22 protein-coding genes are annotated in these 24,465 nt (G+C 45.2%); 6 read left to right on the top strand and 16 right to left on the bottom strand.

Annotated features, from left to right (window positions below):
- Positions 1-6: 6 nt before the first annotated feature.
- The 7 genes from nrdR to LYZ37_RS11630 all read right to left on the bottom strand — a co-directional run bounded on the left by nrdR (position 7) and on the right by LYZ37_RS11630 (position 6,956).
- Positions 7-456, bottom strand: coding sequence for a transcriptional regulator NrdR (gene nrdR / locus LYZ37_RS11600; protein WP_004744882.1), 450 nt, complete (start codon positions 454-456; stop codon positions 7-9).
- Between the two features lie 104 nt (positions 457-560).
- Entirely contained in the window at positions 561-1,811 is a 1,251-nt protein-coding gene (locus tag LYZ37_RS11605; RefSeq protein ID WP_272785578.1) for a glutamate-5-semialdehyde dehydrogenase, read from the bottom strand.
- An 11-nt stretch (positions 1,812-1,822) separates the two neighbouring features.
- Positions 1,823-2,956: a glutamate 5-kinase gene (gene proB, locus LYZ37_RS11610; protein ID WP_004744884.1), complete on the bottom strand. Its 1,134-nt coding sequence runs from the start codon at positions 2,954-2,956 to the stop codon at positions 1,823-1,825.
- Between the two features lie 167 nt (positions 2,957-3,123).
- The gene (gene crl / locus LYZ37_RS11615; RefSeq protein WP_171322968.1) at positions 3,124-3,513 is read right to left on the bottom strand and encodes a sigma factor-binding protein Crl; all 390 of its coding nucleotides are present in this window, start codon (positions 3,511-3,513) and stop codon (positions 3,124-3,126) included.
- A 103-nt stretch (positions 3,514-3,616) separates the two neighbouring features.
- Positions 3,617-4,864, bottom strand: coding sequence for an esterase FrsA (gene frsA / locus LYZ37_RS11620; RefSeq protein WP_272785579.1), 1,248 nt, complete (start codon positions 4,862-4,864; stop codon positions 3,617-3,619).
- A 100-nt stretch (positions 4,865-4,964) separates the two neighbouring features.
- Entirely contained in the window at positions 4,965-5,429 is a 465-nt protein-coding gene (gene tet(34), locus LYZ37_RS11625) for an oxytetracycline resistance phosphoribosyltransferase domain-containing protein Tet(34) (RefSeq protein ID WP_004744887.1), read from the bottom strand.
- Between the two features lie 237 nt (positions 5,430-5,666).
- On the bottom strand, positions 5,667-6,956 hold the full coding sequence (locus LYZ37_RS11630; protein WP_004744888.1) for an NCS2 family permease: 1,290 nt from the start codon (positions 6,954-6,956) through the stop codon (positions 5,667-5,669).
- 1,032 nt (positions 6,957-7,988) lie between these two features.
- Between LYZ37_RS11630 and LYZ37_RS11635 the strand changes: the two genes are divergently transcribed.
- The 4 genes from LYZ37_RS11635 to LYZ37_RS11650 all read left to right on the top strand — a co-directional run bounded on the left by LYZ37_RS11635 (position 7,989) and on the right by LYZ37_RS11650 (position 12,123).
- Positions 7,989-9,461: an aminoacyl-histidine dipeptidase gene (locus tag LYZ37_RS11635; RefSeq protein ID WP_272785580.1), complete on the top strand. Its 1,473-nt coding sequence runs from the start codon at positions 7,989-7,991 to the stop codon at positions 9,459-9,461.
- A gap of 265 nt (positions 9,462-9,726) precedes the next feature.
- A complete protein-coding gene (locus LYZ37_RS11640; RefSeq protein WP_239825204.1) occupies positions 9,727-10,167 on the top strand; it encodes an ATP-dependent zinc protease family protein in 441 nt (146 codons plus the stop codon).
- Positions 10,167-11,072, top strand: coding sequence for a 30S ribosomal protein S6--L-glutamate ligase (gene rimK / locus LYZ37_RS11645; RefSeq protein ID WP_272785581.1), 906 nt, complete (start codon positions 10,167-10,169; stop codon positions 11,070-11,072). Before LYZ37_RS11640 ends, rimK begins: the two co-directional genes overlap by 1 nt.
- Complete coding sequence (locus LYZ37_RS11650) at positions 11,032-12,123, top strand: succinylglutamate desuccinylase/aspartoacylase family protein (RefSeq protein WP_272785582.1); 1,092 nt, start codon at positions 11,032-11,034, stop codon at positions 12,121-12,123. Before rimK ends, LYZ37_RS11650 begins: the two co-directional genes overlap by 41 nt.
- Before the next feature lie 74 nt (positions 12,124-12,197).
- Here LYZ37_RS11650 and LYZ37_RS11655 read toward each other — a convergent pair whose 3' ends face one another.
- From LYZ37_RS11655 to LYZ37_RS11670, 4 genes are all read right to left on the bottom strand, one after another.
- The gene (locus LYZ37_RS11655) at positions 12,198-13,562 is read right to left on the bottom strand and encodes a sodium-dependent transporter (RefSeq protein WP_272785583.1); all 1,365 of its coding nucleotides are present in this window, start codon (positions 13,560-13,562) and stop codon (positions 12,198-12,200) included.
- A gap of 111 nt (positions 13,563-13,673) precedes the next feature.
- Positions 13,674-15,227 (bottom strand): sensor domain-containing diguanylate cyclase, encoded by a 1,554-nt coding sequence (locus LYZ37_RS11660; RefSeq protein WP_272785584.1) that lies wholly within the window; start codon positions 15,225-15,227, stop codon positions 13,674-13,676.
- 118 nt (positions 15,228-15,345) lie between these two features.
- A complete protein-coding gene (locus LYZ37_RS11665) occupies positions 15,346-16,089 on the bottom strand; it encodes a YggN family protein (protein ID WP_272785585.1) in 744 nt (247 codons plus the stop codon).
- A gap of 55 nt (positions 16,090-16,144) precedes the next feature.
- Entirely contained in the window at positions 16,145-16,621 is a 477-nt protein-coding gene (locus tag LYZ37_RS11670) for a transcription elongation factor (protein WP_272787170.1), read from the bottom strand.
- A gap of 79 nt (positions 16,622-16,700) precedes the next feature.
- Between LYZ37_RS11670 and LYZ37_RS11675 the strand changes: the two genes are divergently transcribed.
- Positions 16,701-18,638: a RecQ family ATP-dependent DNA helicase gene (locus tag LYZ37_RS11675; protein WP_272785586.1), complete on the top strand. Its 1,938-nt coding sequence runs from the start codon at positions 16,701-16,703 to the stop codon at positions 18,636-18,638.
- A gap of 12 nt (positions 18,639-18,650) precedes the next feature.
- Here LYZ37_RS11675 and dinB read toward each other — a convergent pair whose 3' ends face one another.
- A complete protein-coding gene (dinB, locus tag LYZ37_RS11680) occupies positions 18,651-19,718 on the bottom strand; it encodes a DNA polymerase IV (RefSeq protein WP_272785587.1) in 1,068 nt (355 codons plus the stop codon).
- A 152-nt stretch (positions 19,719-19,870) separates the two neighbouring features.
- Here dinB and LYZ37_RS11685 point away from each other — a divergent pair, with 152 nt between their 5' ends.
- The gene (locus LYZ37_RS11685; RefSeq protein WP_272785588.1) at positions 19,871-21,085 is read left to right on the top strand and encodes a GGDEF domain-containing response regulator; all 1,215 of its coding nucleotides are present in this window, start codon (positions 19,871-19,873) and stop codon (positions 21,083-21,085) included.
- 73 nt (positions 21,086-21,158) lie between these two features.
- On the opposite strand, the gene nqrM is transcribed toward LYZ37_RS11685, so the two are convergent.
- From nqrM to nqrE, 4 genes are all read right to left on the bottom strand, one after another.
- Positions 21,159-21,392 (bottom strand): (Na+)-NQR maturation NqrM, encoded by a 234-nt coding sequence (gene nqrM, locus LYZ37_RS11690; RefSeq protein WP_004744900.1) that lies wholly within the window; start codon positions 21,390-21,392, stop codon positions 21,159-21,161.
- 21 nt (positions 21,393-21,413) lie between these two features.
- Positions 21,414-22,418: an FAD:protein FMN transferase gene (locus LYZ37_RS11695; RefSeq protein ID WP_272785589.1), complete on the bottom strand. Its 1,005-nt coding sequence runs from the start codon at positions 22,416-22,418 to the stop codon at positions 21,414-21,416.
- A 190-nt stretch (positions 22,419-22,608) separates the two neighbouring features.
- On the bottom strand, positions 22,609-23,835 hold the full coding sequence (gene nqrF / locus LYZ37_RS11700) for an NADH:ubiquinone reductase (Na(+)-transporting) subunit F (RefSeq protein WP_272785590.1): 1,227 nt from the start codon (positions 23,833-23,835) through the stop codon (positions 22,609-22,611).
- Between the two features lie 33 nt (positions 23,836-23,868).
- Positions 23,869-24,465 carry an NADH:ubiquinone reductase (Na(+)-transporting) subunit E gene (gene nqrE / locus LYZ37_RS11705; protein ID WP_004744903.1) on the bottom strand — a complete coding sequence of 199 codons (597 nt, stop codon included), beginning with the start codon at positions 24,463-24,465 and terminating at the stop codon, positions 23,869-23,871.

Consider the following 24,465-nt stretch of genomic DNA (forward strand, 5'->3'; position numbering starts at 1 on the left):
CCGTGTCTAATCTTCGAGTCGGGCGATCTCTTCACCAAATTCGCGGATATCTTCAAAGCTACGATAGACCGATGCAAAACGAATATAAGCAACTTTATCGAGCTCTTTAAGCTGATCCATCACTAAGTTGCCAATCATTTCACTCGGCACTTCACGCTCACCTGTTGCACGTAGCTGAGATTTAATCAGGCTAATGGCAACATCTACGGCATCGGCGCTCACTGGGCGTTTTTCCAAAGCACGCTGCAAACCACCGACCATTTTATCTTCATTAAACGGCTCGCGATTGCCATTAGACTTGATCACTCTTGGCATCACTAATTCAGCCGTTTCAAAAGTCGTAAAGCGCTCACTACACGCTAAGCACTGACGACGACGGCGAACCTGATGGCCGTCAGCCACCAAACGAGAATCGATCACCTTAGTGTCATTCTCGGAACAAAAAGGACAATGCATATCACCTCCATATAAGTGACAGACAGTTTACCGGATTAAACAAAGCTAGCAAAAGCAAAAGGGGCTAGATAGCCCCTTTTTCAATCAATGTGTAGCAAGATTTGTTAACTGCGCGGCAAGTAGTTCGCTTTACCTACCCACTTGTAGCTGGTTAACTCTTCTAAACCCATAGGGCCACGAGCATGAAGCTTCTGAGTAGAGACCGCAACTTCAGCACCTAAACCAAATTGAGCACCATCAGTAAAACGCGTTGATGCATTGACATAAACGGCAGCAGAGCCAACCGAGTTAATAAACAGCTCTGAGTTCTCTAGGCTGTTAGTCATGATCGCATCAGAGTGGCTCGCATTGTGTACGCGCATATGATCAATCGCTTCCTCAACGCCAGAAACGACCTTTACGCCTAAAGTGAAACTTAACCATTCCGTATCGAAGTCACCTTCAGCCGCATCACGCAACTCTTTCGCATCGCCAAGTAGGGTCTTAGCTTTCGGCTCTGCAACCAGTGCCAACTTGTCATTTAAGCGAGCCACTAACATAGGCAAAAACTCTGCCGCAACTTGCTCATGAACAAGTAAGGTATCGAGTGCATTACATGCTGAAGGACGCTGTACTTTCGCGTTCTCGACCACTTCTAAAGATTTAGCGAGATCAGCACTTTCATCAACGAAGATATGACTAATACCAAAACCACCAATAATCACCGGAATCGTGCTGTTTTCCTTACACATCTTGTGCAGGCCAGCTCCGCCACGCGGAATAATCATATCCACGTAGTCATCCAGTTTTAGTAGCTGAGACACCAATTCGCGGTCTGGTTTCTCAATATACTGAACTGAAGCCGCCGGCAGTTCCGCTTTTGCCAAAGCAGATTGAATAACCTTAACCAACTCCATGTTAGAGAAGAAGGTCTCTTTGCCGCCACGAAGAATACTGGCGTTACCAGTTTTCAAACACAGAGCCGCGATATCAATTGTCACATTTGGGCGCGCTTCGTAGATAACACCCACCACGCCAAGTGGTACGCGGCGGCGAGACAAGGACATGCCATTTTCTAGCACTTTACTGTCTAGCTCACTGCCTACTGGGTCATTTAAGCTAATTACATTGCGCACATCATTCGCGATGCCCGTTAAGCGCTCGGTATTTAACAATAGGCGATCAAGTAGCGCTTCTGTCAGCCCTGCTTCGCGGCCTTTCTCAATATCTTTTGCGTTAGCGGCTAAGATAGTCTCAGCATTCGCTTCTAGTTCATCGGCGATAATTGCCAGAGCTTGGTTCTTTTGCGCTGTTGACGCTGTTGCTAGTTGGAAAGCCGCTTCTTTAGCCGCTTTACCCATTGAAATCAGTTCCACTTTCTCTTTCCTTACTCTTGGATTACGACCATATCATCACGGTGAAGCACTTCATTGCCGTAGTCGTATCCTAAAATTCCAATAATATCTTTACTATGCTTACCCACTATCTTCGCCATATCTTGGCTTGAGTAGCTTGCAATACCGCGAGCGATCAAGGTGCCTTTGTTATCGGTCACACGTACAACATCACCGCGAGCAAACTGTCCACTGACTTTGGTTAGGCCTTTGGCAAGTAAACTACTTCCTTTGCCCACCACAGCATTAACCGCACCATCGTCAATCACGATGTCGCCTGAAGCCGCAGGGCCTGCGAGAATCCAGCGTTTACGGTTTTCTAATGCTTCAGCACAAGGTAAGAAGCGTGTGCCTTGCGGATTGTCACCCAGTGAGTCAAACACCACATTTGGTGCACTACCCGCAGCGATAATCACTTCAATCCCCGCACGACGCGCAATGTCTGCCGCCTGTAGTTTGGTCGCCATACCACCCGTACCTAGCGTAGTGCCACTACCACCGGCAATTTTGCGTAAAGTATCGTCGATGGTTTTTACTTCCTTGATCAACTCTGCGTTAGGGTCTTTACGTGGATCCGCAGTGAATAGCCCTTTCTGGTCAGTTAACAGCAAAAGCTTGTCTGCACCGCATAAGATGCCAACCAATGCTGAAAGGTTGTCGTTGTCACCAACCTTGATTTCACTGGTTGCGACCGCATCATTTTCATTAACCACTGGAATAATGTCATTTTCTACCAGTGCATTGATCGTATCGCGTGCATTCAAAAAGCGCTCACGATCTTCAAGATCGGCGCGAGTTAGCAACATTTGGCCGATTTTTAGGCCATAAATAGCAAACAGTGATTCCCAAGTTTGAATAAGCTGGCTTTGGCCAACCGCCGCCAACAACTGTTTACTTGCCATAGAGTTGGGCAGTGCGGGGTATCCTAGATGCTCACGTCCGGCTGCGATTGCACCAGACGAAACCATAACCACTGAGTGGCCTTGTTTTTTCAGCTCAGCACATTGACGAACCAACTCAACCATATGAGCGCGATCCAACTCCAATGTGCCACCAGTTAAAACACTAGTACCTAGTTTAACCACCACAGTCTGAGACTGAGAGGCTTTTCCGCTTTGTTTAGTCATTGCCTTTCTACTATGAAAAAAATAAAAATCGTCACAATCAAGAATCGCATTCATTGGCGAGAAAGATTGATTAGACCTGATGTTTTAGCAATCTACTGATAAATTCACAAGCAGAAAAGGCGCTAAAAAGCGCCTTTTTGGTCAAGAAGAATGATAAGCAAAGAAATTTAGACGAATTCGACAGATTCTTCGTGCATATTGACTGCAATTTCAAACTCGCTGCTTAGTGTATCGACCAGTTTCTGGTGAAACACCTCTTGAGTTCGGGTCACATCTTCAACCGCTTTCTTAGGCAGAGACTTCTCTTGCCACTCACCGGTTGAATCATATAGACCAGAGCGATAACGCGCTTCAAACGCTTCACCATTGCGCTCCAGCTCTAACCACCAGCCCCAAAATTCACGCTGCTCTGGTGATTTCTTGTCATTGACGCATACGGATAAGCAGTCAAATAAATACGCGTCTTCCTTACTTTGTGATTCTCGTAAGTAAGGGCCAATAGCTCTCAGTGTCGACAATAAGCGGTAATGGGTCGGACTTTTCGTCTGTTCAGACATAATGAATCTCCATATTCATTTACTTATTTTTATACAGAGCGACTCCGGACTAGAAAGTCTGGGTAGCTCGTATATTTAAGTGTTGTCTAAATTAGTCGAAATGTCATCTAATTAGCTCCTCCTCCAACCACTTGATCGCTAAATCGAGGGATTGCTCATATCCTTGTGTAATTGTCTTGGAGCTAATTTTCTTCGCTTTACCATAGTCACTAAACAGCGCCACCATTTGGTTATCACTGTAGGGTGACACAGGATCGTTCTCTAAACTCATCGCTAAGATCGGCACGCGCGTCTTACGACTACCAAGAATACCTTGCACCTTGAGTGACCAAGCCATTAACTGCCCAGCCAAGCTATGAATATCAACCGCATTCTTACCTATACGTGATGCCAACATGTCTAAATACATCTTGGGCATTTTCTTCAGTTTTTCTGGTGAAGAGAGCACATCATGAATAGGCGCGCCAAGGGAGACACAGGCTTTAATTTTCTCTTGCTCGATAAACGATAGACGCACCATCGCATTGCCACCAAAGCGAAAACCAATCAAACCTACACGATGATGATCAACCCAAGGAATGTTGTACAACTCATTTAACACCGCTTGATGAAGGCAAGAAGTGTCTTCAGTCATATTCCAATGAGTGTTATGGCCTATTGAGGGCATATCAACCGTCAACATCGCGATATTCTTTTCAGCGAGGTAGTTTTTAAATAGGTTCCATAGATCCGTCTGCAAACTATCTAAACCTGCACTGACCATGACCACAGGTTGAGGCTTATCAGTGCTAGTTAAGTGTAAGTGAGCGACGATGTTTTTTCGCTGGTACGGGATTTCAATGCGCTTAACTATGTACTTGGTTTTGTTTGTCGCTTCGGTGTAAGCGCTGCTTGCTAACACTTGAGCCTGAGTCGCCAAGTTATCGTTCTTTAAGTGTGGGTAACCCGCAATACTAAAGCACAAAGAGGCATTAAACATTTCATCAGCGGCCTCTTCGCCTTTTAGCTGACCAGAGCGCTTTTGGTGCAGCATGCCCAATTTAATCCACTCATAAGTCCAGTTACCGCTGTGGTACCCCATCACGGTATCGAGCCACTCATCATGGGTACGTGAGTGCTTAGAAGCAGCAATTTTAGCTAGCACAGCTTCAATCTCGATAGGATCAAGGCCCTGCCAAGCCCATTGCATACGACGCAAATTGCGATACCACTTGAAGCCATCCTCTTCTCGTTTTTGATCTAAGAAGGTTTCACTGGTTGGCATATATTGCGTGAGCGCCGAAGTCTCTTTGGCTTGTTTATGATTAGCAAACAGAGACTCCGAGAGGTTCTTGCTGACTTCCTCAGACATGGGCGATGACCTAAATAATTACGTTTATTAAATAGTAATAAAAAAAATGACCCAAGAAAGGGTCATTTATCAAGAAAGTGTCGCTATGTTGCTCAATCAGTTACTTTTGCTTGCGATTGATTGGCTCAATGTACTGAATTGACATATCCCATGGCTGCTCGATCCATGTGTCTTGAGCAATATCAACCACGTAGTCGTCAAGTAGCTCAACACCTGCTGGCTTCGCACATACTGCGATCAGTTTTGCTTTCGGGTACATTTCACGCAGTTTACGTGCTGTATCACCGCTATCTACTAGGTCTTCAACGATTAGGAAACCTTCACCGTCACCCTCTGGTGCTTTTACAACAGTCATATCACGTTGGTGGTCATGGTCGTAGCTTGAGATACAGATAGTATCAACATGACGAATACCTAGCTCACGAGCCAAGATTGCGCCCGGTACTAGACCGCCACGGCTAACCGCCCAAATTCCTTTCCATTGCTCTGCTGGCATCTGTTTTTCCGCCAACTCACGACAAAGTGTGTGCATTTGGTCCCAAGTGATAATGAATTTTTTACTCATTGTAATAACCTAATAGTTTTAAAATCTGCATCCCCTCAACACGTCATTGAAGTTTGGACGATTGCAACAGGCAAGTCTGGGGAAAAGCTACGCAAACGTTTATTTTAACGCAGGCGCTATACAATACCAATGGGGAATTTATCTCTGTGGCAAAAATAATCGCCATAACAGAGACTCCGTTATGGCGAAAAATAGTGTGCTGCCGACATTTAGCGAACGAATTCGCTAAGGCGGAAATTAAGCCACTAAATACTTAATGATGAATACTGCTGATAGTACCCATACGCTGATCGACACTTCACGACCGCGGCCACTCAGTAGTTTAATTGCAGCGTATGAGATAAAGCCAAGCGCAATACCTTCTGCAATGGAGTAAGTCAGTGGCATAAGTAGACAAGTTACAACAACCGGTGCCGCTTCTGTTAAGTCACGCCAGTCAACACTAACCAGACCAGACATCATCAGAATAGCTACGTAGAAAAGTGCGCCTGCGGTAGCGTACGCTGGAATCATGCCAGCCAGTGGCGAGAAAAACAGAGCCAGAAGGAATAGCACGCCAACGACAACAGCAGTCAGACCTGTACGACCACCCGCGGCAACGCCTGCCGTAGACTCAACATAAGAAGTGGTGCTAGACGTACCAATCATTGCGCCCACAGAGGTCGCTGTCGAGTCAGCAAGTAGCGCTTTGCTTAGACGAGGCAGTTTGCCATCTTCTTTAATCAGATCCGCTTTTGTCGCAACACCAACTAAAGTACCCGCTGTATCAAATAGGTCGACAAATAGGAAAGCGAATACAACTGAAATCATGCCAACTTCGAAGACGTCAGCAATGTTCATTTGCATAAAGGTCGGAGCAACACTTGGTGGCGCTGACATAATACCGCCCCATTGAACGTCACCAACGATCAAACCCAATGCGGTGATCGCTAGAATCGCAATCATTACCGCGCCACGAACACCACGGTAAACCAAGCCAATTGTTAGGAAGAAGCCTAATGCCGCTAAGGCAGGTTGCAGTCCAGTGATATGACCAAGACCAACTAACGTCGCTGGGTTATCAACCACAATGCCTGAGTTTTGTAGGCCAATAAACGCAAGGAACAAGCCGATACCAGCCGAGATACCCGTACGTAATGACATAGGAATCGAATTAATGATCCACTCACGAACCTTGAAAATACTCAAAGCCATGAAGATGATACCGGAAACAAAAACGGCACCTAAAGCGACTTGCCATGAGTGACCCATACCGAGAACAACGCCATAGGTAAAGAAGGCGTTAAGTCCCATGCCTGGTGCAAGTGCAATTGGGTAGTTAGCAACGAAGCCCATGATGAAACAGCCAATCGCTGCAGCAAGACAGGTTGCAACAAATACAGCGCCTTTATCCATTCCAGCGTCTGCAAGCATCGCAGGGTTGACAAAGATGATGTAAGCCATCGTCAAGAAGGTGGTCACACCTGCAATGATCTCAGTTTTGACGTTTGTGCCGTTTTCACTGAGCTTGAACAGTTTTTCGAACATAATCGAATCCTAAAAGGGTAAAAAGTAAACGGTTGCGTAATCGATTGGCTCGAATTATAAAGTCATCAAATAGTAAATTCCAGATAGAATTAAGACTCTAATCAATATTTCTGCTGTTCATTGCCGCTTTCAAACAAGGGTCAGATGATGACATAAAGAAAAATACTTTATATTTCATAAAGTAAAATCATTGATGATTTGAATTTCAAAAAGGTGTTTTTTTATACCATGTCATAAACTTTCAATGGCATTTGGGATATTTATGCGTAAGGCAATATGTGTTTATGCGAATAAAATAGAGAGATAGGAGTTAGCGACAGGAAACCACAGAGTTTGTGGGCAAATTGTGAGCGCACTTTTGCTTAGATAAAAAAACGCCACTCAAATTGAGTGGCGGTTGAATCATGTCAGCAACTAAAGGCTGTAAAAAAATTCCAATAATAGGGGTGAACAAACTGTTCGAGTGTCACAAGCTAGAGTTTAGTAACCGAAGCTTGTTGGGTAAGTAAAGCTGCCTGTGTAAACAGAGCTGTTTAGCCAGAACGCTGCACTTGGTAAACCTTTCATAACTATCACCTTCTAAATCAATTAAAACAGATTACAAATATTGATTTCTCAGTTCCGTGGAGGCGACAAATCGGACTCATCCTTTGAGCATTTTCTCTTCGCTTTCGAAGTTGGTTACAAATATACCTCAAAGAAATTTAATTACAAGCATAAAAGTGATTAAAGTCACAAAAAGTTTAAAAACTGACTTAGATCAAATGAATATTGTAATTTAATTACATTTGTATCAATTTATTGTTTGGATTTAATACAAACACTACCCATTCAGTTGCACAGGGCGTGTCAACCAGAATCTACAATTTGTGATTGCACCGAAACATTTGCTTGCCGCTTTTACTACACCCTTTAGTCAGGGAGTGCTATTCTGTGCTCCTCTACCCAATAGGTCAGATTTAGGTTTTTGTTCCAGATTAATGGCAAAAACCAAACACATAATCTGGCATTATTCTTTTTAAGGAGTCATCCGTGTCTGAATTCCATTCTGAAATCAGCAGCTTATCACCTGCTCCACTTTGGCAATTTTTCGATAAGATCTGTTCTATCCCTCACCCTTCAAAACACGAAGAAGCCCTAGCACAATACATCGTTGATTGGGCTAAAGAGCAAGGCTTAGATGTTCGCCGTGATCCTACAGGCAACGTTTTCATCAAGAAGCCAGCTACGCCGGGTATGGAAAATAAGAAAGGTGTCGTTCTGCAAGCACACATCGATATGGTGCCACAGAAGAATGAAGACACAGATCATGACTTCACAAAAGATCCGATTCAACCGTACATTGACGGTGAATGGGTAACAGCGAAAGGAACCACACTCGGTGCCGACAATGGTATGGGTATGGCATCTTGTCTTGCGGTACTGGCTTCAACAGAAATCAAGCACGGTCCGATTGAAGTGCTGCTAACGGTAGACGAAGAAGCCGGCATGACAGGTGCATTCGGTCTTGAAGCGGGTTGGTTAGAAGGTGATATTCTTCTTAACACTGACTCAGAGCAAGAAGGCGAAGTCTACATGGGCTGTGCTGGCGGTATTGATGGTGAAATGACTTTCGATATCAAACGCGAAGCGCTTCCAGCAGGCTTTACAACTCGCCAGCTGATCCTAAAAGGTCTAAAAGGTGGTCACTCAGGCTGTGACATTCATACTGGTCGTGGCAATGCCAACAAACTACTTGCTCGATTCCTAGCAGGTCACGCACAAGAGTTAGATCTTCGTCTTGTCGAGTTCCGTGGTGGTAGCCTACGTAACGCTATTCCTCGTGAAGCGTTCGTAACGGTAGCAGTACCAGCAGAAAATGAAGCCAAGCTTGCTGAGTTGTTCGAGTTCTACACTAACCTACTTCGCACTGAACTAGGTAAAGTAGAAACAGACATCGTTTCATTCAACGAAGCGATCGACACAGAGACACAGGTACTAGCGGTTGCCGACCAGCAGCGTTTCATCGCCGCATTAAATGCATGCCCTAACGGCGTGATTCGCATGAGCGATGAAATTGAAGGCGTAGTTGAAACGTCTTTAAATGTGGGTGTCGTGAACACTGAAGCAAACCAAATCCAAGTGTTGTGCTTAGTTCGTTCTTTGATTGACTCTGGCCGTCAACAAGTAGAAGGCATGCTGACTTCTGTTGCTGAACTAGCAGGCGCTCAAATTGAGTTCTCTGGTGCTTACCCAGGTTGGAAACCAGACGCAGACTCAGAGATCATGGCTATCTTCCGTGACATGTACGAAGGCATCTACGGCCATAAGCCAAACATCATGGTTATTCATGCTGGTCTTGAATGTGGTCTGTTCAAAGAACCTTACCCGAATATGGACATGGTATCATTTGGCCCAACTATCAAGTTCCCACACTCACCAGATGAGAAAGTGAAAATTGATACGGTTGCCCTATTCTGGGATCAAATGGTTGCTCTACTAGAAGCGATTCCTGAAAAAGCGTAATTTCCATTACTAAATCTAATCCTAAAAGCCAGCTTGCATAAGCTGGCTTTTTTATTTTTAACCATAAATATTTTTTGTCGTCACGGTGATTTCTTTTCGTTAGTCAGCACGAATTATGGTTGCTACAGTCGCCCTCCTTGAAGCACCTAAGGGTAAATTCTCTGCCCTCTTCAGGCACTACACTCGGCATAAAACGACCGTGTTAAGTTGGGGATGCTCACTTCAATCGAGCATCTTAAATACTCTCTAAATTATTATTACTGCGATGAAAGAAAAACTACTTGTTGGTTGGCGAGAGACCCTCAGCCTACCGAGCCTTGGTATTGACAAAATTAATGCAAAAATCGATACCGGAGCCAAGACCTCGTGTTTACACGCATTCAAAGTAGAGAGCTTTAAGAAGGACGAAGCTCAATGGGTTCGCTTCTGGATCCACCCAATTCAGCATAATACGGACGTAGAAATTATGTGTGAATCTGAAGTCATTGATGAGCGTATCGTTCGCGACTCAGGTGGCCATGAAGAATCGCGTTATGTGATCAGCTCTGATTTGAGCATAGGTGGCGAAACTTGGCCAATTGAAATTACTTTAACCAATCGCGAAAACATGGCTTTTCGTATGTTGTTAGGCCGTACAGCAATGCACAACCGCATCGTTGTTGACCCTGTTGAATCGTTTTTAGTCCCTTTCGAGGAAAGCAAATAATGAAAATTGGTATTTTATCTCGTAACGCTAGCTTGTACTCAACCAAGCGTTTGATTGAAGCGGCAAAAAACCGTGGCCATGAGGTAAAAGTCATCGATGCACTTCGTTGCTACATGAACATCAACTCAGACAAGCCTGAAATTCACTTTAAAGGTGAAGAACTGTCTGGTTTCGATGCCATCATTCCTCGTATTGGCGCTTCTGTCACTTTCTATGGCACAGCGGTACTGCGTCAATTTGAAATGATGGGCGTTTACCCAGTCAACGAGTCGGTAGCCATCACTCGCTCTCGCGATAAGTTACGCTCTATGCAGCTGCTATCTCGCAAGGGTATCGGCATGCCAATCACTGGCTTTGCGAGTAAACCTGATGACGTGAAAGACCTGCTTGAAATGGTTGGCGGTGCGCCTGTTGTAATTAAGCTACTAGAAGGGACTCAAGGCATCGGCGTTGTACTGGCTGAGACTCGTAAGGCGGCAGAAAGTGTAGTTGAAGCATTTATGGGCCTGAAAGCCAACATCATGGTTCAGGAATACATTAAAGAAGCGGGCGGTGCTGATATTCGTTGCTTTGTGATTGGTGACAAAGTGATCGCTGCGATGAAACGTCAAGGTGCAGAGGGCGAGTTTCGCTCTAACCTCCACCGTGGTGGCAGCGCATCGTTAATTAAGATTACTCCAGAAGAGCGACGCACTGCGGTCGCGGCTGCGAAAATAATGGGTCTAAATGTGGCTGGGGTTGATCTACTAAGATCAGATCGTGGTCCATTAGTCATGGAAGTAAACTCATCTCCAGGTCTTGAAGGTATTGAGGCCGCAACTGGTAAAGACATTGCTGGAATGATTGTCGAATTTATTGAGAAAAATGCGGCAAGCAAAAGGACTAAAACTCGTGGCAAAGGCTAAAAAAAATAGCGCATTCGAATTTCTCGGCGAGTCTATCTCGCCGGGAGAGCGTAAGGTGATTGAGTTAGAAGCGGCAAAGCTTTACACCCATTCACCCTTATCGATCCCGGTCGAGATCATAAACGGTAAACAAGCTGGGCCCGTTCTTATGGTCAACGCAGCGATTCATGGTGATGAGCTTAACGGTGTTGAGATTGTGAGACAGTTAATCAACACCCTTGATGCAAACAAGCTCAAAGGCACCATCATTGCTGTACCCATTGTTAATGTGTTCGGCTTTATTCATAAGTCTCGTTACCTGCCAGATAGACGAGACTTAAACCGCTGCTTCCCGGGTAGTGAAAAGGGTTCCCTTGCTTCACGTATGGCAAGTACCTTTTTCTCTCAGGTCGCTAAGCGCTGTGACTACATTTTGGATTTACACACAGGTGCCATTCACCGCACCAACCTGCCACAGATTCGGGCAGATTTAAGTAATCCAGAAACACTTCGTATTGCTCAGGCGTTCGCTACGCCAGTGATCGTTGATGCTCCACTACGAGACGGCTCTCTGCGTAGCGAGGCTGAACGCCTGGGCATTCCGGTTTTAACCTATGAAGCGGGAGAAGCGCTAAGGTTTGAGCCTATTTGTATCAGTGCTGGCTTTATCGGGGTTCAGCGTGTCATGCAGGCAATTGGTATGCTGCGTTCAAGTCGCAAAAAGTTGCCAACACCGATGATCGCTAAGTCCACCAGCTGGTTGCGCGCGGAAAGTGACGGCATTTTGCGAACTGTGGTGACGTTAGGCGAAAAAGTAGAAAAAGGTCAGGTGCTGGCTTACATCAGTGCGCCGTTAGGCCACAGTGAGATAGAACTCACCGCACGTAAAGGCGGGATTGTTATCGGTCAGCAAACTTTACCTTTGGTTAACGAAGGTGACGCCATCTTCCATTTGGCTTACTTTGAACAAGACGATCAAGAAGTTGAGCAGGTAGTTGAAGAGTTTATCGAAGAAGTGATCGATGCTGATCTGGAGCCCTTAACCACAGGCCAGATCAACTCACCGTCTTAATCTGTGTATTGAGTAAAAAAATAGCCCGCATTTTGCGGGCTATCTAGGGTCTGTTGACCTTAATTTCGATTCGTTTAGCCAAAAGAGGCCCAAATCACCGTGGCGACTAAGATAGGACAAACGAACTTCACATAGGCAGGCCACAGTTTGCCAAACCAGCCTTGAGTAAATTCAGGACAACCTTGCTCTAACTCTTTAATCTTAGAGTGACGATTCCATACCCAACCGCCAAATAGGCAGAACAAGAGCGCCGCTGCAGGCTGAAGATATTGGGTTGCGACCATCGCCACCAAGCCAAACATAGCTGCAAAGTTGTAAACAATTACGACACTGAACAATGCAATCAAACCACCTAGCACCCAGCTTGTTGGTGTTCTCTTGGTGTTAAAGCGCTCGCTCACTAACGCAACCGGACACTCCAACATAGAGATAGATGATGTCAGTGCAGCGATGGTCAGTAGTAAGAAAAATACAATCGCAAACAATTGGCCAAGCAAGCCTAAGCTATCGAACATAAGTGGTAATACGGTAAACACTAGGGTATCGGAACTAAGCAGTGAGCCATCCTCAGCGTAAATCTGTACCCCTTTTTGCATCGCGACAAACATGGCAGGCATAACCACAAGGCCAGCAATAAAGGCAACGGCGGTATCGACCAAGGTAACATTCATTGCCATCTTAGGCAGGTTCTCTTTCTTGCTTAGATAAGAACCATAGATCAGCATCGAACAACCACCGATAGTTAGCGAGAAGAAGCCTTGCCCCATCGCCGCTAAGATCAGTTTACGATCCATCACTTTTTCAAAATCTGGAATCAAGTAGTGCTTCAAGCCTTCCATCGCACCATTTTGCGTCATGATGTAGATGAATAGCAGAGCAAACAAAACAAATAGCGCGGGCATCAGTCGAGTTGACCACTTTTCGATCCCCTGCTTAACACCACCTTGTACAATGAGCACAGTGAGAACGTAAAAAGTAATCGTACCGAAAAGGTTGCGCTCAACACTAAAGCCTTTAAACCAAGCGGTCGCAGCTTCCATACCTAAAACATCTGTAATGGCACCAAGTAAGAAACAAATCAACCAACCGCCGACGATGCTGTAGAAAGCAAGCACGGCACTTGGCACACTTAGGCCAATCCAACCAACAGCGGCACCGACGCGTTTTCCTGCTGGATTCGCCGTTAGAGAGCGCATACTGTCAACAGGGTTAGCTTGACCATGACGGCCTATCGCCATTTCAACAACCAACATAGGAAAAGCGACCACTAGGATCATCACGAGATAAACCAGTAAGAAGGCGCCGCCACCGTTACTTGCCGCTTGAGTAGGGAAACCCCATATATTACCTAAACCAACCGCGGCACCTGCTGCGGCAAGAATAAATCCGAGACGAGAACCAAAATGTTCGCGAGATTGAGAATTGTCTACTTGTGCCATACCACTTAAATTGCACCGATGAACTAGTTGACTAGTACATTAATACAAAACGCCAATATTCACAATTAAAATAGCAAATCGTTAGGTAGATAAGGTCAAGTTATAGCCGATTTAACTCGTAACGTTCAGTTTACGCGTTGACTCTACTAAGTAAGGCTTAATCTTCGCCCTATTTCTTCCACTGTGTTTAGCTTCATAGAGCGCACTGTCGGCCACTAGGAAAATATCGTGCTGATTATCGAGAGGTTGACTCGCGCAATCAGCAATCCCCACAGACACAGTGACATATTGCGCAGTAGGCGAATGTTCATGGGTAATGGCGAGGGTATTTATCGCTGAGAGCAACGCATCCGCTTCCTGTTTATTGTTAATCGGTTGCTCGGAGGAAAGGAGGATACAAAATTCTTCACCGCCATACCTAGCAATAAACTTGTCACAGCTCGATTTGGCATTAGATAAATGGGTCGCCACTTCACTTAAGATAAAATCCCCTTCAAGGTGACCATAGTTATCGTTGAAAGATTTAAAGTGGTCGATGTCAATTAAGACGACACTGACATACTGATTTTGAGAGCATGACTTGAGTTGCTGCCAATAGGCTTGGAGTCTACGACGATTACCGACTTTGGTCAGAGCATCATGGGTCGAAAGCCATTCCAGCTCGCTGCGATTTCGTTCTAACTCACCAAATACCTCATTGATTCGGCTAGCAAAATCTCGCATTTCATGAGAGATAAACTGATCTTCTTCGGTAAGAATTTTCCGGTCCTTGTTGAAATGAGATAAAGCAAATCGCGCTTGTTTTATCGGCTTGATCATCACGTGTACAACACATAAGTTAAAACCAAACATAAACACGGCAAACGCGAGAACGGCAGAAAGCTCTCCCCATGTGATAAACGAAGGCATAGTGACCGAGTGGTTAATCACGATGCAAACCGTCGACTTGTTTTGATAATCCAATCGTTCAAGAATGGTAATATTGTCGCGCTTCGCTACTTCAGCCGCCTCAGCTTGCTGCTTGGTGTAAATCTCAACATCGATCCCTGTCGCTTGTTTTAACATCCGACCAAAATTAACGCCAATCGGTTTAATAAACATCATAAAACCGCGGTCGCAATCCACTCCGTCACTGTTACACACTCTCGAAGTGGCAAGAAATGCTGGCTGGTTATTAAATACAAGAAACTTAACCAGCGGCATTATCTTGTCCGTTCTTGATTTCAAGCTATCGGCTAGCAGTGAGCCAAACTTATAACGAATCTCTTCAAAGGGGCGATCCCGCTGAGTTTTTGCATCGAAGTGCCTCCCCCAAATCAGACTCACATTGGGGTCGAAAATGAAGACGCCGCTCAGCTGCTGAGAAGTAAAGGTATGAGGGCTAAGACTACGGTCGGTAAACTCTTGCTCAGGAGACTGGATGAAATCTGTCACACTTTCCCACGCTGCGTAGTTGATTAACGAGCGAGCTAACTCGGATTTTTGTAGATCAATGACGGTTTTAACTCGGTTCACTTCCTCAGCCTGGAGGGACTCAACACGATCAACCGCCTCATCATAAGTCCAAATATAACGGAAGGAGAGATAACAAAATACAAAAACACTCGCCATCATCAATGAGGCGAGAACCGTTAGCTGTTTGAGAGAAAGGTGGGATATCTGCATTTAAACGTCATACCCTAAAAGCAAGAGCCCGAATTAAACACATTATTCACCAAGTTGTCTATAACAAGAGTGCCTAAGCACCCTGTTATGTGATCGCATACCTTGAGCAATCGTTACCTTAGATTGTAAAGAGCTGATAATCCTTAAGCTCAGGTATCTTCTTATGCAGTTGCTGCTCTTGTTCTGCCATCTGATCCAACGAGTCACAAAATTCTTCACTTTGCTGCTCAACCTCAACCGCATGTTGCTTTAAGCGCTCCGCGATACGCTCTTTCAGCTCACTCATAGCATTGGCCATCTCAGTTAAGTTTAAACCGCCTTCCGCCTTCATCTTTGCCGACATTGCGTTGAACGCACTGGTGATAAACTCTTCATTAAACAGCGCTTTCGCTTTTTCAAAATCTTCTGCCCATGTTTCGCGCAGTGAAGCGAAAGTGTCCGCTGGCAGTACGAGATCGCCATCATTGTAGTAACGCGCTTCCATATCTGCATAGAATTGCTTCATAGATTGCTTCACGCTATCGAACGCTTCTGGAGCATCAAAGCTCACCGCCACGTCATCGACGATATCATTGGCAAGCGCTAAACCGTCCTGAGCGATTTTTCTCACGCGCGGTAAGTAGTCATTCAGATTGTCACGGTACTGAGCAATCGCTTGCTGCTGCTCATTGTCTAGCTCTATCTTCTCACCGTGAATAAGTAAGTTGTTGTCAGCATCGACAACCGCTTTCTCACCACTGGTCTGCACGATTTCAATTCGCTCACCATTGAGATGAATCTCATTTTTTAAATCCACTTTACATTGCGCCGCATACGCTTGGCTTGAAAGCAGTATCGGTAAGGCAAGTATTACTTTCTTCATTGTCATCCCACTCAATTGATTGGTCACGAGCATATCAAAAATGGCTCAAAGTTTGTCAGCAGATGGTTTCTATCTCGTAGCTATGCTCGATGTCACCAACTCTATAACTGATTTCATCTTCCACTTGTTTCGCTTTTAGAGCCTGTCCAAGCGGAGAGTCAAACGTTACCAGCACGATTACATGTTGTTGAAACTCGACTTTGAGGCCGCCCGCACAAGGGGAAAGAAAGAACCAGTGGCAATCATCTTCCACATCAAGCAGTGACACTAAGCAACCCAACCCAACGGCTTGCGGTTCCTGCGGTAGTACCAAATTAGTCAGAGCCTGAATTTCTTGTTCACACTCCTGTACCCGCATCGCTTGACCATGCGCTAAATAAGACGCCTCTAGCGCTAATGTATCATATTTGTGCTCAGGGACCGTCTCTTCGTCGGTCGCGGACTCGATCGCTCTTTGTGCTGAGCTCACTGCAATCTCTAACTTACTTTGCAGTTGCGAGAGTATTACTTGCCGCAGCTCTAATTTATTCATACTAAAATCGTGTTCCATTGCTCTGATAGCCATTAGAATACCTGTGACCAACGCAGAAGAGAATAGCAGGAATAGCCCGATGGACAGTTCGCCCCACCAGTCAGCCATAGCACACACGCTTCAACACACATTTGGCTTCGAGAGCCTAAGAGGCGGACAGCAACAAGCGATTGAGACCATTTTGGACGGGCGATCCTGCGCAGCGATTTTTCCTACTGGTTCAGGGAAATCTTTGTGCTATCAATTACCGGCTACCCTGCTGCCAAACCTGACTTTGGTCGTCTCCCCTCTGCTCGCGCTAATGAAAGACCAACTCGCTTTTTTACATAGCAAGCAAATACCCGCAGCTTCGATCGACTCAAGCCAAAGCCGCGAAGAGACGCTCCAAGTGATGGAACAAGTCAGGCGTGGTGAGATTAAAATCCTCATGATCTCTGTTGAGAGACTGAAGAACGAGCGTTTTCGTCAGTTTATCTCTCAAGTACCAATCTCGCTGTTGGTGGTCGATGAAGCGCACTGTATTTCAGAATGGGGACACAACTTTCGTCCAGATTACCTAAAGCTGCCTCAGTACTTAAAAGAGTTTCAGATCCCTCAAGCATTACTGTTAACGGCAACAGCGACTCAGTCGGTGATTGAAGATATGAGAGACAAGTTTTCGATCGCTCAGCAAGATCTTGTTGTGACTGGCTTCTACCGAGCAAACTTAGATATCAGCGTTGTTCCTTGTGAAGAGGACGACAAAACAGAGCAGTTGCTCAACCTTATTGGCCCTGAACCTACCGCGCCGACGGTGGTTTATGTAACGTTACAGCAAAGCGCAGAAACAGTTGCTAAACAGCTGCTCAAGGGTGGTGTCAATGCTCACGCGTATCACGCAGGGATGAAACCCGAAGTTCGTGAATCTATCCAAGACCAGTTTATGCGTGGCGAGATTGACTGCATTGTTGCCACCATAGCGTTCGGCATGGGTGTCGATAAATCGGATATTCGTCGTGTCATCCACTTTGACCTGCCAAAATCCATCGAGAACTATGCTCAAGAAATTGGTCGAGCGGGTCGAGATGGCAAGCCGTCTGAGTGTATTTTACTCGCCAACCAAAACGGTCTCAGTACGCTAGAAAACTTTGTCTACGGTGATACCCCAGAGCTCGGTGATATCAACTCGGTGCTCAAGCAGGCTATAGAGAATACGCCACAGTGGGAAGTGGTCCTTTCGAGATTGTCTTCGGAAACCAATATTCGCCAGTTGCCATTAAAAACCCTGTTGGTTTACATGGAGATGGCGGGGCTTGTACAAGCCAAGTTCAGTTACTTCGCCGATTATCGATTCAAATTCATCAAAGACAAACAATTTATCATCAGTCAGTTTGATCCAGCTCGCCAGCAGTTTGTCTCCGCTCTGTTTGACTGTTCAAGCCAAGCTAAGGTCTGGTGTCAGGTTGATTTTGATGCCTTATGGAATCACTTCCAAGGTGAACGTCATCGCGCGGTTTCTGCCCTCGACTACTTTAACGAAAAAGGGTGGATTGAGCTCGAAAGCAAGCTGATGACCGAGGTCTATACAGTCAATAGCCCCGAGCAGAGTCTCGATGCGCTCTGTCAAAACTTGTGGTCACTGTTTAAAGACAAAGAACGTAGTGATGTAGAGCGAATTCACAATCTGCTTAACTACTTTCAATCTGAGCAATGTTTAAGTGCAGGGCTCGCACACTATTTCGCAGACTACAACGCCCCGACTGAGTGCGGTCACTGTAGTGTTTGTCGTGGCGCTATTGCCACTTTGCCTCAGCCTGTCGTAGCTGAGTACAGCTTTGAACAGGTCTCAACGTGGTTGAAGAACCTCGAAGACAAAGCTAAAGGAAAACTCTCACCTCATCTTAAAACTAAGTTCCTTTGCGGTATCACCACGCCACTTTTCACTAAGATCAAGGCTCGCTCTTTACCTGGGTTTGCCAAACTGGAGTCTACTCCATTTGCTGATGTCCTAGCGCAAGTCCAGAATATAGAAGGTTAGAGGCAGTTAAGACTAAAAGAAGCTGAGTTGTTTCGCCTGCTCTTCCGGTTTAAGCATAACGTTTAAGCCCAACAGGCGGATCTCTCGGCCCTGCTGGCGCTTCAAAATATCACTCAGTAGCTGCTTGAAATACTCCAGTTCAAGCTGCGGGTGAATGTGCTCAATGGTGGTTAATTGAAAATCAGCGAACTTCAGCTTAATACCTTGCTTGATGATGGCTTTGTCAGGCGAGGCTTTTTCTAAACGTTTTTCTAGCTCAGGAAACAGTTTTTCTTCAATAACCTGCCAGCACTCCTGATAGGAAGAAATATTTTGACTGAAGGTTCGCTCGACGCCGACTGATTTACGCTCGCGCTCAACAACCACTTCTCGGTTATCGATACCGTGGCTCTTATTCCACAGTGAAGCGCCCAAACGACCAAACCTAAGCAGCAAATCGCGATAGTTACTGTTTTTAATATCTTCGCCAGTATAAAAGCCAGCTTGGTGTAGCTTTTCCAAACTTACTTTACCGACGCCGGGTATTTTCTCTAGAGGAAGTTTATCGACCACCTCTTGTACCCTGTCTGGCGGGATGACAAATTGCCCATTGGGTTTATTCATGTCAGAGGCGACTTTGGCTAAGAATTTCACTGGAGCAATACCTGCCGAAGCGGTCAACGAAAGTTCATGCCAGATATCACGACGTATTGCTTCAGCTATCAGCGTGGCTGAACCCTGACACTGAGTACTTTCTGTCACGTCGAGAAAGGCTTCATCCAGAGATAATGGTTCGATCAATGAAGTGTAGCGAGAAAAGATTTCGCGGATCTGTTTTGAAACCTCTTTATAGACTTGCATCCTACCAGGCACAACGAGTAACTGTGGGCATAGTTGCAATGCACGAGCCGTTGGCATAGCGCTACGAATACCAAATTTTCTTGCCTCATAATTACAGGTACTTAGTACACCGCGCTGTTTCTCATGCCCACCTACAGCGAGCGGCCGTCCACGATAAGAGGGGTTGTCTCTCATCTCAACCGCGGCGTAAAAGCAATCCATATCAACATGGATGATTTTTCTCACCTTCTCGCTCGTCATTTTCGACAAACACCTAACGAAATAACTGTATATAAATACAGTTTAATTAAAGTTAGTCCGTTTTCCTAGCACAATTTGCCAGTAAATTATCCGCGCAAGTTTGCTAGATGGGTTTATTATTAAAATTATAACTACGACGAAGAGGCACGACTTTGAACAATAAAGTACTGGTTGTGGAAGATAGCCGTGCGTATCAAAACTACCTAAACCAACAGTTAACCGCGATTGGTTGTCAGGTTTATAGCGCAGAAACATTAGCAGAAGCCAAACAGCTACTCCAACAGCATCGTGAGTTTCGATTTGCCGTTTTGGATTATTGCTTACCAGATGCTGAGAATGGCGAAGTTATAGACCTTGTACTTGAACACCAGCATAAAGTCATCGTCCTAACCGCAACCTTCAATGATGAAACACGCGAACGCTTCATTGCTAAAGGTGTTGTCGACTACCTACTGAAAAATAGTATGGCCTCGGTCTCTTACCTTATCCCTCTTGCTAAGCGACTACTCAACAACGATAAGCATCACGCTTTGATCGTTGATGATTCTCCCACCGTTCGTGCACATGTTACCCAGCTACTGGAGCACCAGTACATCAAAACGACGCAAGCGGAAAATGGCCTCATAGGGCTAGAAAAGTTGAAACAAGATCCCACCATCACGTTTGTGATTACTGACCATGATATGCCTGAAAAAGATGGCATCACCATGATCCAAGAAATGCGTCAGTCTCATGACAACAACAGCCTAGGTATCATAGGATTATCGGGCAGTGACTCTAAAACGCTCACCGCTCAGTTTCTAAAAGCGGGTGCCAATGACTTTTTGACGAAACCCTTTAATCAAGAAGAGTTTTATTGCCGAGTGCATCAGCTACTCAATATGCGAGAGGCTACCGAAGAGCTGTATAAGCTCGCGAATCAAGACGCGCTTACCGGGCTTTGGAATCGGCGTTTTCTGTTTGCTCAAGCTTGCTCTACGTGCACAGATCGTAGTATCGCTATGCTGGATATTGACCACTTTAAATCAGTTAATGATACCTATGGCCATGATGGGGGAGATGCTGCACTGAAAGTCATTGCCAATATTCTAAAAATCTACTTCCCAGATGAAGTAGTGGCAAGATTCGGTGGGGAAGAGTTCTGTATTCAATCTCATATCCCCTTTGATGATTTCATTACCCGGATTGAAAATGTGCGGTTACGTATAGAAAAAACGCTCATCAAGCATGATTCGAATAGTATACAACTCACTGTTAGCATTGGGGTTTGTAATAGCCGCGCGAGTTTAAATGAGCAAATAAAATTGGCAGATGATAGGCTTTATGAAGCAAAAGCGGCGGGAAGAAATTGTACTATTTACAGCTAACGATGAGTTCATTCGAGTAGAAACAAAAACACCGACGTTATGTCGGTGTTTAGCTTGGAATAAGGCGCTTACATTAAGCGATACGATCTTTTTCCCATGCAGCCAACTTCTCAGCTCGCGCTGCTTCACGCGCTTCACGCTTTTTACGTGCATCACATGGTTCAGGGCAGTTACATACCTTGTCGATACCAACCGCACCCAGACCGCCACAGCTGCCCTTTACTACTTTCTTTTGGATGATATAGCCGATTGACATAGCGGCAATCACAGCCATAAACACACCAAAGGTAATTAAAAATGTACTCATAATGACATGCTCGTAATTTTATTATTGATTCATAAATGGCTTGTAAGCTTCAGAAGCTAACTCTTTAAAGCCATCTTGGGTTTTAACAATCATAAACGCAGGAATATTGTTTTCATTGGCTACCTGCATACCTAGCTCTTCACCAAGAACCATAAGGCCAGTCGCCAAACCATCTGCCGTCATGGATGACTTGTCTAGTACAGTGACTGACACCACCTTATGACGAATAGGCTTACCCGTTTGTGGGTTGATGATATGCGAGTATCGTACGCCATCACGCTCAAAATAGATACGGTAATCACCCGATGTCGCTACCGCCATGTCGCCTGGTTCAATAATCTCTTGAATTGCACGCTCGTCAGTGGATGGTTTTTCAATGGCGATTCGCCATTTCACGCCTTCACGGTTTAAACCTTTTAGACGCATTTCACCGCCGACTTCAACCATGTAGTTCTCAATACCTTGAGATTGAATGTAGTCTGCAACCACATCTACACCCCACCCTTTTGCAATTGTCGATAGATCAACATAAAGGTTAGGAATATCTTTTCTGAGTGTATTGCCTTCAACAGAAAGATGCTCAATACCTGTCATTGCTTTACGTGCTGCCAGCTCTTCATCACTTGGCACCACCTCTGGGCGAGCTTCTGGACCAAAGCCCCAAAGGTTAACCAATGGACCAACTGTCACATCTAACGCACCTTGAGTAAGACCGTTTAAACGGATTGCTTCTTTCACTACAGTAACTGTTTGTGGAGACACTTCGAATGACTCAGAAGATTGCAGTTGATTAAAGCGACTTAACTCAGAATCTTTGCGATAGGTCGACATCTGGTCATTGACCTCTTCAAGCAGACGATCGACTTCCTGCTGAAGCGTCTGTGGTGAAGGGATACCTTCCGCTGAGATGTATTTAATGTTGTAAGTCGTCCCCATTGTTGGGCCGCTTAGGTGAACCTGCTCTGCGGGCTTTTCACAGCCAGCCAAAACGAGTAGAGAAGCAAATGCAACAAGCCACTTTTTCACTTGTTAGACTCCTTAAATTCGAAACGGGAATAGCACATACGTTTTATATAGAACGCATCGACTATTACCACTCTTTAAAAAATAATGGCTGACTTAAAGCAGTCAGCCATCTTATATACGTAATTTCAAGTAGTTGGAGTTGTAGCTCAGCAGATTAACTCGTCAAGCTACAGCCCCAACTTACTGAAATTTAGCCGCCGAAGTCATCCAGTAGGATGTTTTCGTCTTCAACACCGAGATCTTTCAGCATGCCGATAACAGCCGCATTCATCATCGGTGGACCACACATGTAGTACTCACAATCTTCAGGAGCTTCGTGATCCTTCAGGTAGTTTTCGTACAGTACGTTGTGGATGAAGCCTGTGTAACCATCCCAGTTATCTTCTGGCATAGGGTCAGACAGTGCACAGTGCCACACGAAGTTTTCGTTTTCAGCTTGTAGGCCATCGAAGTCTTCAACGTAGAACATCTCACGCTTAGAACGCGCACCGTACCAGAAAGACATCTTACGAGTAGATTTAAGACGCTTAAGCTGGTCGAAGATGTGCGAACGCATTGGCGCCATACCAGCACCACCACCAACGAAGACCATCTCGTTGTCTGTGTCTTTCGCAAAGAACTCACCAAATGGACCAGAAATAGTACACTTGTCGCCCTCTTTAAGAGACCAGATGAACGAAGACATGATACCTGGTGGTACATCAGGATTATTAGGCGGCGGCGTAGCGATACGCACGTTTAGCATAATAATACCTTCTTCTTCTGGGTAGTTAGCCATAGAGTAAGCGCGGATTGTTTCTTCGTTTACCTTAGACTCGTAGCGGAACAGGTTAAACTTGTCCCAATCTTCACGGTACTCTTCTGGTACATCGAAGTCAGCGTATTTCACGTGGTGAGCAGGCGCTTCAATCTGGATGTAACCACCAGCACGGAAAGGTACTGATTCGCCATCTGGAATTTGTAGCTTAAGCTCTTTGATGAATGTTGCTTTGTTATCGTTAGAGATAACAGAACATTCCCACTTCTTAACGCCGAAGATCTCTTCAGGAAGTTCGATGTCCATGTCAGTTTTCATTGCAACCTGACACGCTAGACGCTCACCTTCACGCGCTTCACCTTTAGTAATGTGGTCAAGCTCGGTAGGTAGGATGTCGCCACCACCTGATTTAACTTTTACGCGACACTGGCCACATGAGCCACCGCCACCACAAGCAGAAGATACGAATACGCCAGCACCAGCTAGAGCACCCAGAAGCTTACTGCCTGGTTGTGTAACGATCGCCAGATTTGGGTCGTTATTCACAGAGATTGTAATGTCACCTGATGGTACTAGTTTAGATTTAGCGAATAGAATCACTAAAACTAGCGCCAAGATAATCAGGGTAAACATCACTACACCAAAAATAATAGTATTCATGACTATTCCTTTAATTGCTGCCGTTTACCCGACTTACAGTTGAACACCAGAGAAAGACATAAAGCCTAACGCCATTAGACCAACTGTGATGAACGTGATACCAAGACCACGTAGACCTGGAGGTACATCAGAGTACTTCATCTTCTCACGAATACCTGCAAGAGCAACGATAGCTAGCATCCAACCCACACCTGAGCCGAAGCCGTATACTACTGACTCTGCGAAGTTGTAGTCACGTTGTACCATGAAAGATACACCACCGAAGATCGCACAGTTTACTGTGATCAGCGGTAGGAAGATGCCTAGTGCGTTGTACAGAGGTGGGAAGAAACGGTCTAAGATCATTTCTAGAATCTGTACAAGAGCCGCGATTACACCGATAAAGGTAATGAAGTTTAGGAAGCTAAGATCCACACCTTCAAGTAACGCATTCTCTTTAAGAACTAGGTTGTAAAGTAGGTTGTTCACAGGTACTGCTACAGTCAGTACGAAAACAACGGCAACGCCAAGACCGAAAGAGGTCTTAACTTTCTTAGATACAGCAAGGAATGTACACATACCTAAGAAGAACGATAGTGCTAAGTTTTCGATGAAAATCGATTTAACTAGCAAGCTAATGTAGTGTTCCAT

The organism is Vibrio tubiashii, from assembly GCF_028551255.1.
GTDB lineage: Bacteria > Pseudomonadota > Gammaproteobacteria > Enterobacterales > Vibrionaceae > Vibrio > Vibrio tubiashii_B.

Excerpts from the sequence above, each read along its gene's own strand:
- nrdR (WP_004744882.1), bottom strand. The coding sequence starts at position 456 with ATGCATTGTCCTTTTTGTTCCGAGAATGACACTAAGGTGATCGATTCT.
- proB (WP_004744884.1), bottom strand. The coding sequence starts at position 2,956 with ATGACTAAACAAAGCGGAAAAGCCTCTCAGTCTCAGACTGTGGTGGTT.
- crl (WP_171322968.1), bottom strand. The coding sequence starts at position 3,513 with ATGTCTGAACAGACGAAAAGTCCGACCCATTACCGCTTATTGTCGACA.
- frsA (WP_272785579.1), bottom strand. The coding sequence starts at position 4,864 with ATGTCTGAGGAAGTCAGCAAGAACCTCTCGGAGTCTCTGTTTGCTAAT.
- LYZ37_RS11630 (WP_004744888.1), bottom strand. The coding sequence starts at position 6,956 with ATGTTCGAAAAACTGTTCAAGCTCAGTGAAAACGGCACAAACGTCAAA.
- LYZ37_RS11640 (WP_239825204.1), top strand. The coding sequence starts at position 9,727 with ATGAAAGAAAAACTACTTGTTGGTTGGCGAGAGACCCTCAGCCTACCG.
- rimK (WP_272785581.1), top strand. The coding sequence starts at position 10,167 with ATGAAAATTGGTATTTTATCTCGTAACGCTAGCTTGTACTCAACCAAG.
- LYZ37_RS11650 (WP_272785582.1), top strand. The coding sequence starts at position 11,032 with ATGCGGCAAGCAAAAGGACTAAAACTCGTGGCAAAGGCTAAAAAAAAT.
- LYZ37_RS11655 (WP_272785583.1), bottom strand. The coding sequence starts at position 13,562 with ATGGCACAAGTAGACAATTCTCAATCTCGCGAACATTTTGGTTCTCGT.
- LYZ37_RS11660 (WP_272785584.1), bottom strand. The coding sequence starts at position 15,227 with ATGCAGATATCCCACCTTTCTCTCAAACAGCTAACGGTTCTCGCCTCA.
- LYZ37_RS11665 (WP_272785585.1), bottom strand. The coding sequence starts at position 16,089 with ATGAAGAAAGTAATACTTGCCTTACCGATACTGCTTTCAAGCCAAGCG.
- LYZ37_RS11670 (WP_272787170.1), bottom strand. The coding sequence starts at position 16,621 with ATGAATAAATTAGAGCTGCGGCAAGTAATACTCTCGCAACTGCAAAGT.
- LYZ37_RS11675 (WP_272785586.1), top strand. The coding sequence starts at position 16,701 with ATGGACAGTTCGCCCCACCAGTCAGCCATAGCACACACGCTTCAACAC.
- dinB (WP_272785587.1), bottom strand. The coding sequence starts at position 19,718 with ATGACGAGCGAGAAGGTGAGAAAAATCATCCATGTTGATATGGATTGC.
- nqrM (WP_004744900.1), bottom strand. The coding sequence starts at position 21,392 with ATGAGTACATTTTTAATTACCTTTGGTGTGTTTATGGCTGTGATTGCC.
- nqrF (WP_272785590.1), bottom strand. The coding sequence starts at position 23,835 with ATGAATACTATTATTTTTGGTGTAGTGATGTTTACCCTGATTATCTTG.
- nqrE (WP_004744903.1), bottom strand. The coding sequence starts at position 24,465 with ATGGAACACTACATTAGCTTGCTAGTTAAATCGATTTTCATCGAAAAC.